The organism is Methanothermobacter sp. K4, assembly GCF_022014235.1.
Lineage (GTDB): Archaea > Methanobacteriota > Methanobacteria > Methanobacteriales > Methanothermobacteraceae > Methanothermobacter.
On the sequence record NZ_JAKLTD010000003.1, the window covers coordinates 17603 to 31378 of the forward strand.

The window sequence follows — 13776 nt, forward strand, 5'->3', positions numbered from 1 at the left end:
CTCTTTTTCAGGCCCAGTAGAATATCCAGGCAAAGACGAATATAAGTGCAAGTACGAATATGATCGGAGCTATCACACGGCTCACAGCAACGATTGAACTTATGGTTGATACAAGCTCCGTTGAATTTGTGGGGCCGAGGGTGTGCAGACCCCTTATTCTGACGACCCTGCACCCTGCCTTCACCTCCTCAAGGTCCTCAACCGCCTCTGAAACTGCCTTTTTGATTTCATCTATAATCTCATCCCTTCTGTGTTTTCCGAGGGGGTTGTGGCCTCCTGAAAGGGTGTTCACAAAGTGGGTGTCGGTTGTCATCACCTCGGCTTCATCTATGTCCAGCTTCAGAAGTTCCTCCAGTATCTCGTCCCTGAAGCCCATGACCATGTTATTGGCGTCAAGGAGCACGTAGGCTGTCCTCTGTTCTTCTGCCTCAACCACCATGGCCATAACTCCGCTCTGTCCAATACCATCCTCCTTTGAGAGGCCATCCATTTTCCTCTGGGCACAGCCAACCCTCAGTTTGTGGCGGAGGGGAGGGCACTCAATGGAGTCCACCGCATCAAGGAGGTCGAACATTTCAGGGTTACCTGCAAGTATTCGGCCTGTTTCACCCTGGAATGAGTTGTGGCAGTCCACAACAACCACATTTTTTGATCCGCAGCGGCCCCCTGCAAGGTTCATCATTGAAAGGCCCACACCAAATTCTATGTCATCAAATCCATTGGGGGCCATTGTTGCAAGGATAAGCATGCCATCGCCAAGGAACTGGACGCCAATGGTGGCGCTGTTCCTGGTGTATCTTCTGAATTTACTGGCGCCCTCATGGTACTCCATACCATCAAGCGCCTCCCTGACGGCATTCTCAACCTTTTCCAGTTCCCTAACGGATACCGGGTTGAAGTCATGGGTCGAAGGACCATGGGCCACCATGGTGAATGTGTCAAATCTCTGAGAGAGTATGGTGGGCATGTTGGCACCGCCTATGGTACCTATTGGACCCGGGTGTACAGAGGGGCTTATGAAGAGGGCCTTTATATCGGAGCCCCTCTGGAATGCCACCACACCCACAAGGGTGTCCACGGGTTCACCGATCTCACTGAAGATGCTTTCAAGTTCAGGTGAATCCTCGGTTATATGTGAGAGAAAGAGGCTCAGGAACTCCAGTGAGCCGACTCCAAGGTTCTTTCTCATGGGTGACTCAACAACCATGACAAATGAGTAGATGGCGAGTATGAGCATCGCTGAGGCAACGAGGATCTTCAGTAAAAATCCTATCACACTGAAGTAGCCAATGTTTGTTGCAAGGCTCAGGAATGCCACAACGATGTTCATGCTCACTATGAGAACTGGTTGCACAGAGGATATCAGGGTCGAATTTGTGAAGTTTATGTTTGAGGTTCCCCAGATCACCAGGAGGCGGAAGGCGAATATAACAGCAGAGGCGAGGATTATGGAGTTGAGTATTAGGTCGCTCTGCATTATGGATGATGCCAGGCACCCCCCAAGGTAGATGAGGGAGAAAATCATCATGGAGAAGAATGCCAGGAACATGGACTGTTTCATCTTCATCCTTCTGCCACCCAGCGAGTTGACCCATGGCTGGGTGATGGCACCGGCCATTATTGATGAAAATCCAAGGACAAGCACCCCATTGGTTCCCCCATAGAGTGTGTCATGGAGTAAGCTTATCCCAGGAACCATATCGATTATAAAACCCACAGCACCCACAAAGAAGCTTATAAATATCATTGAGAGGAGTGATATTTCGGTTTTCGGGAGGGTCATGATGTACTTTGAGAGATCAGTCACATTCTTAGTGCTTGACATATTCTACCTCAACTAGTTCTGGGATCTACTGGAGAAAGATATTTAAAAATTTGATCCATATTAAATTTATTCGATAGGCATCACTCTTGGCATGCTCTGAAGTTTAACTCTAACATGATGAATGGTCCACGTCTTTCCGCATTGCATAGCACTGATTGCTCTATTCAGGTATGAGAGATGTTTTTATGGAGATAAAACTTAAAACACCACTTTCAGATGAGGTAACCGAACTTAAAGCTGGTGACATCGTTTACATCACCGGAAAAATATTCACGGCCCGTGACAGGGCCCATAAAAGGATAATTGAGCGGGGAGCCCCCTTTGATATTGAGGGCTCTGTGATATTCCATGCAGGGCCCATAATAAGGTTTGAGGGGGAACCTGATGTCAGCAGTGAGTCGATAATTGAACCCCCCGCACGACTCGTGGTTGTGGGGCCCACCACAAGCGGGAGAATGAACCCCTTCCAGCCAGAGGTTATAGATATGGGTGTGAGGGCGGTTATAGGTAAGGGTGGAATGGATGATAGAACGAGGAATGCCCTCAGAAAAAAAGGAGCTGTTTACCTTGCAGCCGTGGGGGGCTGCGCGGCACTCTATGGCTCGGCAGTTAAGGGTATAGCCGCAGTGCACTGGCTGGACCTGGGTGTGCCTGAGGCGGTATGGGAGCTGGAGGTTGAGAACTTCGGGCCCCTCATAGTTGCCATGGACTCAGATGGCAGAAGCCTCTATGAAACACCGGATGATGAATACGACCTTGAGGTTCAGAGGATACTCGATTGAGCTGTGTGTGAGTGGGATGTTTGATTTCAGCCTCCCGGAGCACATCAAACTCCATGGACTTGTGGACACCCATATCCACACAGCCCCCGATGTGAGGGAGAGATCCATGAATGACATTGAACTCGCTTCCGCCGCACTCAGGGAGGGGATGGAGGCTGTTGTGATAAAGAGTCACACTGAACCCACCTCAGGTAGGGCGGTGCTGGTCTCTGAGGTTACGGGTATGAGGGTCATTGGGGGTGTTACACTGAACACGTCGGTGGGGGGCCTCAACCCGGATGCGGTCCATGCCGCCGCCATGATGGGCGGAAGGTTCGTCTGGTTACCCACGGTATCGGCTGGAAGGGCTGAGGGCGACCTTGATGGCGTTCTTTCTGCTGTTGCTGAACATGACATGGTCCTGGGAACAGGGCACCTGAAACCCCCTGAGATATTCCATGTCCTTGACCTTGCCGCAGATTATGGTGTCGGTAAAATTATCATCAACCATCCACTGACGGGTGTTGTGGGTGCCAGTCTCGAGGAGCAGAGGGAGATGTCAAGGCGGGCTTACCTTGAGCACTGCCTTGTGGCCTGCATGCCACTCCATGATGGGCTTGACTTTGAACGCATAGCCGAATCTGTGAGGTATGTTGGTGTAGAAAGGTGCATAATGGCGACTGACTTCGGACAGGGCCACAATCCATCCCCCATTGCCGGGATGAAGCAGTTCATATACCTCATGGGGGAGCATGGATTCTCCCACTCGGATATAATGAGGATGTGCCGGGATAACCCCCTTGAACTGATATCCTGACGTTTCTAAGAAAATCAGATTGATATTAACGTTATCTTCTGCTATCAAAAATTATATATGAGAAATTGGATTAAGGGTGAAATCAACCTTTATAACTGTGCGAGTGATATGATGTCCGATAAAAAGATTGAGAATGAGCTTAAAAAGAGAATAAATCAATTTAAAAAGCTTTTGAAGAATGATGATGAACGTGAAAACTTCTATAACAATATATGTGGTTCCGAAATCCTGGTGAGGATTGAGATATTTCTTCCGTCAGGCAACCCTGAAAGATACTATGACGGGCTTTTCCTTTACCTCAATGATGAGGGGAGAATAGTGAATGCGGAGTACTACTACAATGAGGGCGGTGAGGGTGCCATCACGCAGCTCGACGATAAATCCCTTGAGGTTGTAAGGGAACTCTTTGAGGATGAACTATCACTTGAGATCGAATGATGCGGGGATTTTTTTGGGGACTTCCCCGGCCTTAAGAAACTTTAACTTTATTTATAATAACTTCAATAATTATTATGATTAAATTTTTTTAGTGGAGGATTCAATACCATGCGAAGTTTTGAAAAACTGACTTCCCTTAAGGAATACATTCCCATCAAGAAAAAGGAGGGCGGTGAAAAGAACATTGGCCTTCTTGTGGATGGGCCGAACATGCTCAGAAAGGAATTCAGCCTGAACCTGGACCTTGTAAGGAAGATAATGTCTGAATACGGGAATATGCGTGTTGGGAAGGTTCTTCTGAATCAGTACGCCTCTGATAAACTGATAGAGGCTATTGTGAACCAGGGCTTTACACCAATTGTCGTGGCTGGAGATACAGATGTCTACATGGCTGTTGAGGCCATGGAACTGATATACAACCCTAATATTGATATAATAGCCCTTATGACACGCGACGCTGATTTTCTACCCATAATAAACAAGGCAAAGGAAAATGGTAAGGATACAATTGTGATAGGTGCCGAGCCAGGTTTCAGTGCTGCACTCCAGAATTCTGCGGACCATGCCATAATCCTGAAACCAGAGAATGGCAGGCCAAGGAAGGGAAGGATCGCTGAGGAAACTGATTGAATGGGTGATGTGATGTTTCATGATCACCTGAATGAGGTTAAGCGCAGGGAACACGCCCTTCAGATAATCGGGGAGCGTATTGCCACTGAGGGTCGTGAGGGAATATATGACCTCACGGGTCTTTCAGGGGGTTTCCCCCTTGGAAGGGAGGATATTGGCCTCCTTGAGACGTACGTGGGGCCGGCTGTCTTTGAGGAGAGACTTCAGATAGCTGGCAGAGAGCACATGGGTGGTGAGATGATTGCCGCCTTTAACAGGACAAGCAGCGCAATACTTGCATCCATCCTGGAACTTGCAGAGCAGGGTTCACTGGTTGTGCACTACCTCCCGGAGCTCCCATCCCATCCCTCCATCCCGGCAAGCACCCAACTGGCAGCAGCCAGGTACCATGAGACAGATGACTTCACCGAGGATATACCCGAAGACACCTCCCTGGTGGTTGTGACAGGTTCGACAATGGACCACCGGGTGGTGGATGAATCGGAGCTCCAGCATGTAATTGAAAGGGCCCACTCGGCTGGGGTCCCGGTACTTGTGGATGACGCATCAGGTGCAAGGCTGAGGACGGTTCTATTTAACCAGAAGAGGGCATGTGACATGGGAGCGGACCTTGCAGTTACAAGCACAGATAAACTGATGCACGGGCCAAGAGGGGGACTTCTAGCAGGAAGATCCGACCTTATTGAGCGGATTAAATCAAGGGCCTACCGGTTCGGACTTGAGGCCCAGCCCCCACTTATCGCTGCAATGGTGAGGGCACTGGAGAGCTTTGACCCATCTGAAATTCTCAACACCCTTGAGCGGAAGGGGTACCTTCTTGAGGCTCTGAGGGACCTTAAGGTGGAGGAGACACCCACGGGGATAATGATAAAACCGGATTCGCTGGAGAAACTCTATGATTCCACATACACAGGTGATGAGATCGGTGTGGCCCTTTCAATGCTGCTCCTATCTGACCATGGAATAATAACCATACCCGCCGTGGGGATGCCCGGGGCATCAAAGACACTGAGGTTTGACCTGGCATCAAGGGACGCGGAGAGGCTTGAGCCTGAACTTCTGGGGGAGGCAATTGAGGACGCAGTGGATAAACTTTCAGGCATCATCAGGGACAGGGCGCTGATGGAGAAACTTATCTTCGGGTCATGAGGTTTTTTTTGACTTCATGCGCTGAATGATTTCTGAATTCCTGGAATAATTTTTTATTAAAAATGACATTCTTACATTTTCGCACAAGAAAAAAAACTGAAACGGGCATATCTGAACGATTCTGAGTTTATCATGGAGGTGTCAGGCTGATAGTTATTGATGGATCAGAGGGTGAGGGTGGGGGTGCCGTTGTAAGGGTTTCCATGGCCCTTGCAGCCCTGGAATCGCGCAGGATAAGGATATACAATATCAGGGCTCGCAGGCCCAGGAAGGGACTGTCACATCAGCACCTCACTGCTGTGAGGGCAATTGCAGAGATAAGCAATGGTAGACTCAGTGGTGATGAACTCGGGTCAATGGAGCTTGAATTTTCACCAGGACGTGTTGGTGGCGGGAAATTTGAATTTGACATAAAAACCGCTGGGAGCACAGGGCTTGTCCTCCAGGCCATAATGATAGCCTCCATAGCCTCCAGGGGTGAACTGGATGTAACCGTCAGGGGCGGCACCGATGTCCTCTGGGCCCCCACAGCCGACTACCTCAGGGAGGTGACGCTCCCGGTACTCGAAATGATGGGTTACACTGCAAAACTTGAGTTAATTGAGAGGGGCTACTATCCCGAAGGTGGGGGTGTGGTTCATGCAACCATGGAACCATCCACCCTCAAGCCCCTTGTACTTGAAAGTGCTGAAATTCACCGTATAAGGGGTGTTTCCCACTCCAGGAACCTTCCGATACATGTTGCTGAGAGGCAGGCGGAATCAGCCAGGCGGATACTTGATAGAACAGGTCTTGATGTTGATATACGTGTTGAGGACGCCTCTGGTTCAGTGGGGAGGGGCTCGGGCATAACACTCTGGGCTGAGGGTAACACGAGGCTCGGTGCCACTGCACTGGGAAAACCAGGAAAGAGGGCAGAACTGGTTGGGGCAGAGGCTGCAGAGGAACTTCTGGGTTTCATAGAGTCTGGTAGACCCCTTGACAGGTACATGGGCGATCAGATCATCCCCTACATGGCAATCGCAGGAAATTCAAAGGTGGCCACCTGTGAACTCACACTGCACGCGGAGACCAATATGATGCTTGCAGAAAAGATAACCGGAAGGAAATTCAGGGTTGATGGTGAACGCGGGGGGCCAGCCATAATCGAGGCCCTCTGATGGGTATTCAAAAAATCAGTTTAAAGGTGGCACCTGGAGGGCCACCACTGTCAGAGGTGTATGCACTCACCGGATATTATTTTGCGGAGCGTTCCATCGTCCAGTTCCAGTATGAGGGCACCCTCGCTGTTGATGCCGATGGCCTCACCATGGACGATTTCACCAAGCTGTTTCCTTATTTCAACACGTCTGCCGATTGTCTTTGACATCTTCCTCCATTCTCTTAGAATTTCATCCATTCTGCCCTCCTTGAAGGAATCATAGACCTCCTCAAAGTTTTTAAGGAACCTTGATATCAGTTCACTGGATTTTATGTCCCTCTGGAGTTCATTCTTAATGGAGGTTGCCCCTTCCCTGAGGTCCTCCGGGAAGTGGCTGATGTCCACGTTGGTATCGATTCCCACACCGACAACCACGTATTCAAGGGTGTTGAACCTTGCATGGGCCTCTGTGAGTATTCCACATACCTTCTTATCTCCAATGAGTATATCATTGGGCCACTTTATTCCCACGTCCAGACCACATTCCTCCTTCAGTGTCCTGGCAACTGCAACACCGGTTACCAGTGTTAGGAGGGGGGCCGTTGATGGGTGAACCTCTGGTCTGAGTATGATGGACATCCATATCCCGCCCTGGGGTGATATCCAGGGTTTACCCCGCCTACCCCTTCCACGGGACTGGGTCCTTGCAATTACAACTGTACCCTCTGGGGCTCCATCCTCTGCCATCCGCTTGGCCACGTTGTTGGTGGAGTCCACCTCATCGAAGCATTTTACTTCATGCCCAATGTACCTGGTTTTTACCTCAACATCACATGGATCATAGTAATCTTCCATACCATCACCCCCTTCTTGAGTGCATGTATGCCCCTATGGCTGCAGATATTGCTGCAACCTTCTTTGATGGGAGAAATGTTGAGTGGAGGCGTTCAACCATCTCCTGGTCCTCTTTGACAATCTTCTGCATCTCGGCGTCTATACCCCTCCTGTATTCATCCACGAAGTGCGTGTGAAGTTCCCCCCTCTGGAATGCCTCATTTTTCATTATTGCCTTGTGGAATGGGATGGTGGTTCTGACGCCCAGTATGATGTACTCACTGAGGGCACGCCGCATCCTGTTTATTGCCTCCTGACGGTCCATTCCCCATACTATGAGTTTGGATATCATGGAGTCGTAGAATGGTGGTATCTCATAGTTCATGTAAACCCCACTGTCAACCCTGACCCCTATTCCACCGGGGGACCTGTAACCTGTGATCTTACCGGGGTTCGGGGCGAAATCTGATAGGGGGTCCTCTGCGTTGATCCTGCACTCAATTGCATGGCCCCTTATTGTTATGTCCTCCTGTCTGCATGAGAGTTCCTCCCCTGAGGCGACCCTTATCTGTTCCTTGACAAGGTCCACGCCGGTGATCACCTCGGTTATTGGGTGCTCAACCTGTATCCTGGTGTTCATCTCAAGGAAGTAGAAGTCCCCGTTTGAATACAGGAACTCAACTGTACCTGCATTCTCATAACCTATATATTCGGCGGCCTTAACTGCGGCTGAACCCATTCTTTCCCTCAGTTCAGGGGTCATGATGGGTGATGGCGCCTCCTCCACCAGTTTCTGATGCCGCCTCTGTATTGAACACTCCCTGTCTGCAAGGTGGATGACGTTTCCATGTTCATCGGCCATGACCTGAAATTCAATGTGGCGGGGTTTTTCAAGGTACTTCTCTATATACACGGTTGGATCGCCGAATGCTGATGCCGCAACAGACTGGGTGGATTCCATGGCCCTGATGAGTTCGTCCTCCTCGTAGACGGTTCTCATGCCTATTCCACCGCCACCAGCCGATGCCTTTATGATGACCGGGTAGCCTATTGAATCAGCTATCTCAGCGGCTTCGTCCGGGTCACTCACGCCCTTATCGGTTCCAGGGATGACAGGGACCCCCGCCTTCTTCATGAGCTTCTTTGATGTTATCTTATCACCCATGGCCTCTATGACGGAACTTTTGGGACCTATCAGTTTGATCCCGTGTTTCTCACACTCCTCCCCAAGGCCAGGGTTCTCTGCCAGGAAACCGTAACCTGGATGGATGGCCTCTGCACCGCTTTCCTCGGCCACATCAATTATCCTGTCTATTCTCAGGTAGCTCTGGGATGGGGATGGTTTACCTATTTCGTATGCCTCATCGGCGTACCTTGTAAAGAGCGCATTCTTATCTGCTTCGGAGTAAACAGCCACGCTTTTTATCCCGAGCTCCCTGCATGCGCGCATAACTCTTATTGCTATTTCACCACGGTTTGCAACGAGGATTTTGCTGAACATCTGACTGCACCCTGAAATTTATAACACATATATATTATATTGAGATAACTCTTTTTAAGTCTACCACCTTCAGTTATGGTAACATGAGGAGAAAGAGACACCTTGAGATGCTTCTTGAGCGCATCCCTCCCCACCCCCACCCTGACCCGGGTCTTGAACAGTACCTCACCCCGGCCCCTGTTGCCGCGGAGGTCCTCTGGGCAGCCAGGGCCATGGGGGATATTGAGGGAAGAACCGTCGCGGACCTTGGATGCGGTACGGGCACTCTGGGTATTGGGGCGGCAATCCTTGGCGCAGAGATGGTTTACTGTGTGGATGTGGATAGAGAGGCACTTGAGGTTGCAGAGGGTGTGGCAGGGGATCTGGGTCTGGGAAACATCCAGTTCATTGAGGCCGATATCCGCGATCATGAGGATGTGCTTGGGATCACAGGGAGGGTTGATACTGTAATCCAGAATCCCCCCTTTGGTTCACAGGAAAGGGCTGAGAGGGGTGCCGACAGGGTTTTCATGGAGGCGGCATCAGCCATGGGGAGGGTTGTGTACTCATTCCACATGGCGGGTTCTGAGGACTTTGTGAGGCGCTACTATGAGGGACTGGGGGGGAGGGTGACCCACAGACTCCCTGTTGAATTCCCGATACGCCGCACCTACAGTTTCCACAGAATGGAGGTCTCCAATGTGGATGTTGTGATACTGAGGGTTGTTTTTGGGTGATCTGTCAGTTCATATGTTTGCTGGTTGATGTTCTGTCTCTGGGGTTTAAGCGCGGGATTGTTTCCATGTGGCTGCTGGTTGAGGATCTGCCTCTGAAGTTTAAGCATGGGATTATTTCAGCGCCACGTGTGGGACCTCCAGCGGAAACTTTAAATATGGTTACTGTACAATTTTTAGTACCTATTGCAATCTGCGGTGGATCCGCTCACATTGTATAACGGGATATACGATGTGGTCTGTGGTTTTACTTGCCCAGTCTGCATTGTGGAAATATTTATAAAAGATTAGGACAAAGATTAATAAATGAATAGAGTAGATTTGTCCATATTTATCCCGGATTCGCTGACGGCAGAGACAGGGGATCTCAAAATAAAGACCTACAAGGTGGGTCTTATTGGAAGAGCTGCAGCGATATTCGGGGTTAACCGCATAGTGATCTATCACGATGATGCAGACGGAGAGGCAGGATTTATCAGGGATATCCTGAACTACATGGATACCCCCCAGTACCTTCGCAGGAAGGTTTTCCCGATAATGAAGGAGTTGAAACATGTGGGTATACTCCCACCTCTGAGAACTCCTCATCACCCAACTGGAAAACCCGTGGCTGGAGAATACAGACAGGGATTAACAGTCAAAAGGGTAAAAAAAGGAACTCTTGTGGATATTGGCGCAGATAAACTTGCACTGTGCAGGGAAAAACTCACTGTAAATAGGGTAATGAGTTTCAGGGTTATCCGGCTGGGTAAGGAAATACTGATAGAGCCAGATGAACCAGAGGATAGATACTGGGGATATGAGGTTCTGAGCACCGAACAGGGCCTCTCAAAGAGCCTGAAAACAGTGGATGCCGATGTTGTGGTGGCAACATCAAGGTATGCTTCGCCCATTACTTCTATTCTGGATGAAGTAAAGTCAAAGGTGGAGGGCGCCCCCAGGGTGGCCATCCTGTTTGGCGGTCCTTACAAGGGATTACCAGAGATCGATGCGGATGTGTGGATTAACACCATTCCAGGACAGTGTACAGAAACTGTAAGGACTGAAGAGGCTGTTTTAGCTACTCTCTCAGTATTCAACATGCTAACTCAGATTGATGAAAAATGAATATGAATGATGTAAGGAGGTAAACTTAAATGGCTAGACATCATCAACCAAGAAAAGGATCAGTTGCATTCAGTCCAAGAAAAAGGGCGGCAAGGGAAACCCCCAGGGTCAAGTCATGGCCCCAGGTGGATGAACCTGGACTGCTTGCCCTGGCAGGCTACAAGGCAGGGATGACCCACGTAATGATGGTTGATAACCAGAAAAATTCCCCTACAGAGGGGATGGAGGTTTCAACTCCGGTCACAATACTTGAGGTCCCACCCCTAACAGTGATGGCCGTTAGGGCCTATGAAAAGACAAGCAGGGGCCTTAAGACCCTCGGAGAGGTCCTGGCCACCGAGACAAAGGAGGACCTCAGAAGGAAGCTCACCCCACCTGCAGAGGACTATGACCAGGAGGCTGCAATCGAAAGGATAAGGTCAAATGTGGAATACGTTGCAGATGTCAGGGTGATTGTACACACAAACCCGAGACTTGCAAGCGTACCCAAAAAGAAGCCAGAGGTCTTTGAGTGCGGTCTCGGAGGCAAGACCCCTGAGGAGAAATTCGAATACGCACTGGGGATCCTCGGCAAGGATGTGAGGGCATCAGAGATATTCTCCGAGGGCGCCTTCGTTGATGCCATAGCCGTGACTAAGGGTAAGGGATTCCAGGGTCCCGTTAAGAGATGGGGCATAAGGATACAGTATGGTAAGGCTGCAAGGAGCAGTAAGGGGAGACACATAGGGTCACTGGGTCCATGGACACCATCAAGGACCATGTGGACAGTCCCACAGGCAGGGCAGATGGGTTACCACAGGAGGACCGAGTACAACAAGCAGATACTTAAGATCGGTGACGCCAGCGAGGCAGACCAGGTAAACCCCAGCGGCGGCTTTGTAAGGTATGGTCTTGTAAGGAACGATTATGTAATGGTTAAGGGCTCAGTTCCCGGCCCAACAAAGAGGCTTGTGGTGCTCAGGAAGGCCATAAGGGCTGCAGGTAAGCAGGAAGAGGCACCCCAGATAAACTACATCAGCACAGCATCAAAACAAGGAGTATAAGAGTGGTTCAAAATGAAGATCAAGGTTTATTCCCTAGAAGGTGAAGCCATAGATGAAATGGAACTTCCTGAAATTTTCAATGAGGAGTTCAGGCCCGATGTGATAAAGAGGGCTGTTCTATCAGCACAGACCGCGAGGGTACAGCCATGGGGTCCCGACCCGATGGCGGGTAAAAGGACATCTGCCAAGTCCTATGGTGCCGGGCGCGGTGTTGCAATGGTTCCACGCATAAAGAATGGTTCAAGGGCAGCATTTGTCCCCCAGGCAGTTGGCGGTAGAAGGGCCCACCCACCGAGGCCACAGAAGAACTACCATGAGAGGATAAACAGAAAGGAAAGGAGACTCGCAATAAGGTCAGCTGTTGCAGCAACAGCCAGAAGGGACCTTGTGGAGTCAAGGGGTCACAGGATAGAGAATGTGCCCCAGGTGCCCCTGGTGGTTGACGATGAACTCTCCAGAATCAAAAGGACAGCGGATACAAGGGAAGTCTTCAGGAAACTCGGAATCATGGACGACATCGTGAGGGCAAAGGAAGGTAAAAAGATAAGAGCTGGGAAGGGAAAGATGAGGGGAAGGAAGTACAGGACTCCCAGAGGCCCACTCATAGTCGTGGGTGAGGATAAGGGCATCACACTGGGCGCAAGAAACCACCCTGGTGTGGACGTTGTTACAGTCGAAAACCTCAACGCGGAGCTCCTGGCACCTGGAACCCACCCTGGAAGACTGACTGTCTTTACAAGATCAGCAATAGAAAAACTTGAGGGACTCTTTCAGTAAAAATTAGGTGACGGTGTAATTATGGATCCATATGCTGTTATCATGAAACCACATGTCACAGAAAAGAGCATGAACCTTATAGATCAGAACAACGAGCTGGCATTTGTGGTTATGAGAAAAAGCACAAAAAAGGATGTTAGAAGGGCATTCGAGGAACTCTTCGCAGTTAAGGTGGAGAGGGTTAACACACAGGTAACCCCAAGGGGCCAGAAGATTGCCTACATAAAACTGGCAAAGGAACACAGTGCAGAGGATATAGCTGTTAAACTGGGAGTATTCTAAAATAATGAGGAGGATATTCAGATGGGAAAAAGGTTAATATCACAGAGGAGAGGAAGGGGAACTCCCACTTACAGAAGCGCATCCCACCGCTTCAAGGGCAAAATAAAATACCGTGCATACGACTCCCTTGAAAGCGATGGATGTCTCAGGGGAAAGGTCGTTGACATAATGCATGACCCTGGAAGGACAGCCCCCGTGGCCCTTGTGAAATTTGAAAACGGTGAGAAGAACCTCATCCTCGCACCTGAGGCTTTAATGCTTGATGAAGAGATTGAGTGCGGGGCAAAGGCAAAGGTCAAACCTGGAAACTCACTTCCACTCAGTGAAATTCCAGAGGGGACACCCATATACAACATTGAAAACAGACCTGGAGACGGAGGCAAACTGGTGAGGTCCTCCGGTACCTACGCTTCTCTAATCACCCATGATGCTGACAAGGCGGTTATTGAACTCCCATCAGGTGAACTCAAGGCACTCAACCCACAGTGCCGGGCAACCGTCGGTGTCGTTGCTGGAGGAGGAAGAAGGGAGAAACCATTCCTCAAGGCAGGTAAGAAGTACCATGCCCTCAGGGCCAAGGGTAAGAAGTCAGTTACAGTCAGGGGTGTTGCCATGAACGCAGTCGACCACCCACATGGTGGTGGAAACAGACAGCACCCAGGTAGGCCAACAACTGTCTCAAGGCATGCTCCTCCAGGAAGGAAGGTTGGTTCAATAGCTGCCAGAAGAACAGGGAAAAGGAGATAAAAGAAGGAGGT

General features: G+C 49.9%; 15 protein-coding genes. 12 read left to right on the forward strand and 3 right to left on the reverse strand.

The features are described from left to right. Positions 1-7 precede the first annotated feature (7 nt). Positions 8-1825, reverse strand: a complete 1818-nt coding sequence (locus L5462_RS06810) for a DUF2070 family protein (RefSeq protein WP_237780053.1) — start codon at positions 1823-1825, stop codon at positions 8-10. 185 nt (positions 1826-2010) lie between these two features. On the opposite strand from L5462_RS06810, the gene L5462_RS06815 reads away from it, so the two are divergent. The 6 genes from L5462_RS06815 to rtcA all read left to right on the forward strand — a co-directional run bounded on the left by L5462_RS06815 (position 2011) and on the right by rtcA (position 6780). After that, entirely contained in the window at positions 2011-2607 is a 597-nt protein-coding gene (locus L5462_RS06815; RefSeq protein WP_237780054.1) for a FumA C-terminus/TtdB family hydratase beta subunit, read from the forward strand. Positions 2608-2623: 16 nt separating this feature from the next. Next, complete coding sequence (locus L5462_RS06820) at positions 2624-3403, forward strand: DUF6282 family protein (RefSeq protein ID WP_237780055.1); 780 nt, start codon at positions 2624-2626, stop codon at positions 3401-3403. A gap of 111 nt (positions 3404-3514) precedes the next feature. Continuing rightward, on the forward strand, positions 3515-3841 hold the full coding sequence (locus tag L5462_RS06825) for a hypothetical protein (protein ID WP_237780056.1): 327 nt from the start codon (positions 3515-3517) through the stop codon (positions 3839-3841). Between the two features lie 108 nt (positions 3842-3949). Continuing rightward, on the forward strand, positions 3950-4471 hold the full coding sequence (locus tag L5462_RS06830) for a TIGR00288 family NYN domain-containing protein (RefSeq protein ID WP_237780057.1): 522 nt from the start codon (positions 3950-3952) through the stop codon (positions 4469-4471). 9 nt (positions 4472-4480) lie between these two features. Then, positions 4481-5620, forward strand: a complete 1140-nt coding sequence (locus L5462_RS06835; protein WP_237780320.1) for a TIGR03576 family pyridoxal phosphate-dependent enzyme — start codon at positions 4481-4483, stop codon at positions 5618-5620. Positions 5621-5775: 155 nt separating this feature from the next. Then, on the forward strand, positions 5776-6780 hold the full coding sequence (rtcA, locus tag L5462_RS06840) for an RNA 3'-terminal phosphate cyclase (protein WP_370637047.1): 1005 nt from the start codon (positions 5776-5778) through the stop codon (positions 6778-6780). Positions 6781-6830: 50 nt separating this feature from the next. On the opposite strand, the gene L5462_RS06845 is transcribed toward rtcA, so the two are convergent. Together L5462_RS06845 and L5462_RS06850 are read right to left on the reverse strand one after the other, a co-directional pair. Further along, entirely contained in the window at positions 6831-7616 is a 786-nt protein-coding gene (locus L5462_RS06845; protein WP_237780058.1) for a biotin--[acetyl-CoA-carboxylase] ligase, read from the reverse strand. A gap of 4 nt (positions 7617-7620) precedes the next feature. Continuing rightward, positions 7621-9096, reverse strand: a complete 1476-nt coding sequence (locus L5462_RS06850; protein ID WP_237780059.1) for an acetyl-CoA carboxylase biotin carboxylase subunit — start codon at positions 9094-9096, stop codon at positions 7621-7623. 83 nt (positions 9097-9179) lie between these two features. Here L5462_RS06850 and L5462_RS06855 point away from each other — a divergent pair, with 83 nt between their 5' ends. The 6 genes from L5462_RS06855 to L5462_RS06880 all read left to right on the forward strand — a co-directional run bounded on the left by L5462_RS06855 (position 9180) and on the right by L5462_RS06880 (position 13765). Beyond that, positions 9180-9812, forward strand: coding sequence for an METTL5 family protein (locus L5462_RS06855; protein WP_237780060.1), 633 nt, complete (start codon positions 9180-9182; stop codon positions 9810-9812). A gap of 303 nt (positions 9813-10115) precedes the next feature. Then, complete coding sequence (locus tag L5462_RS06860; RefSeq protein ID WP_237780061.1) at positions 10116-10916, forward strand: putative RNA uridine N3 methyltransferase; 801 nt, start codon at positions 10116-10118, stop codon at positions 10914-10916. 29 nt (positions 10917-10945) lie between these two features. Continuing rightward, a complete protein-coding gene (gene rpl3p, locus L5462_RS06865; protein ID WP_237780062.1) occupies positions 10946-11959 on the forward strand; it encodes a 50S ribosomal protein L3 in 1014 nt (337 codons plus the stop codon). A 12-nt stretch (positions 11960-11971) separates the two neighbouring features. Further along, positions 11972-12736: a 50S ribosomal protein L4 gene (gene rpl4p / locus L5462_RS06870; protein WP_237780063.1), complete on the forward strand. Its 765-nt coding sequence runs from the start codon at positions 11972-11974 to the stop codon at positions 12734-12736. A gap of 21 nt (positions 12737-12757) precedes the next feature. Then, positions 12758-13018, forward strand: coding sequence for a 50S ribosomal protein L23 (locus L5462_RS06875; RefSeq protein ID WP_048060727.1), 261 nt, complete (start codon positions 12758-12760; stop codon positions 13016-13018). A 21-nt stretch (positions 13019-13039) separates the two neighbouring features. Beyond that, a complete protein-coding gene (locus L5462_RS06880) occupies positions 13040-13765 on the forward strand; it encodes a 50S ribosomal protein L2 (protein WP_013295316.1) in 726 nt (241 codons plus the stop codon). The last annotated feature ends 11 nt before the right edge of the window (positions 13766-13776 follow it).

Excerpts from the sequence above, each read along its gene's own strand:
- L5462_RS06830 (WP_237780057.1), top strand. The coding sequence starts at position 3,950 with ATGCGAAGTTTTGAAAAACTGACTTCCCTTAAGGAATACATTCCCATC.
- L5462_RS06820 (WP_237780055.1), top strand. The coding sequence starts at position 2,624 with ATGTTTGATTTCAGCCTCCCGGAGCACATCAAACTCCATGGACTTGTG.
- L5462_RS06815 (WP_237780054.1), top strand. The coding sequence starts at position 2,011 with ATGGAGATAAAACTTAAAACACCACTTTCAGATGAGGTAACCGAACTT.
- rpl3p (WP_237780062.1), top strand. The coding sequence starts at position 10,946 with ATGGCTAGACATCATCAACCAAGAAAAGGATCAGTTGCATTCAGTCCA.
- rpl4p (WP_237780063.1), top strand. The coding sequence starts at position 11,972 with ATGAAGATCAAGGTTTATTCCCTAGAAGGTGAAGCCATAGATGAAATG.
- L5462_RS06845 (WP_237780058.1), bottom strand. The coding sequence starts at position 7,616 with ATGGAAGATTACTATGATCCATGTGATGTTGAGGTAAAAACCAGGTAC.
- L5462_RS06810 (WP_237780053.1), bottom strand. The coding sequence starts at position 1,825 with ATGTCAAGCACTAAGAATGTGACTGATCTCTCAAAGTACATCATGACC.
- L5462_RS06875 (WP_048060727.1), top strand. The coding sequence starts at position 12,758 with ATGGATCCATATGCTGTTATCATGAAACCACATGTCACAGAAAAGAGC.
- L5462_RS06825 (WP_237780056.1), top strand. The coding sequence starts at position 3,515 with ATGTCCGATAAAAAGATTGAGAATGAGCTTAAAAAGAGAATAAATCAA.
- L5462_RS06850 (WP_237780059.1), bottom strand. The coding sequence starts at position 9,096 with ATGTTCAGCAAAATCCTCGTTGCAAACCGTGGTGAAATAGCAATAAGA.
- L5462_RS06880 (WP_013295316.1), top strand. The coding sequence starts at position 13,040 with ATGGGAAAAAGGTTAATATCACAGAGGAGAGGAAGGGGAACTCCCACT.
- L5462_RS06855 (WP_237780060.1), top strand. The coding sequence starts at position 9,180 with ATGAGGAGAAAGAGACACCTTGAGATGCTTCTTGAGCGCATCCCTCCC.
- L5462_RS06860 (WP_237780061.1), top strand. The coding sequence starts at position 10,116 with ATGAATAGAGTAGATTTGTCCATATTTATCCCGGATTCGCTGACGGCA.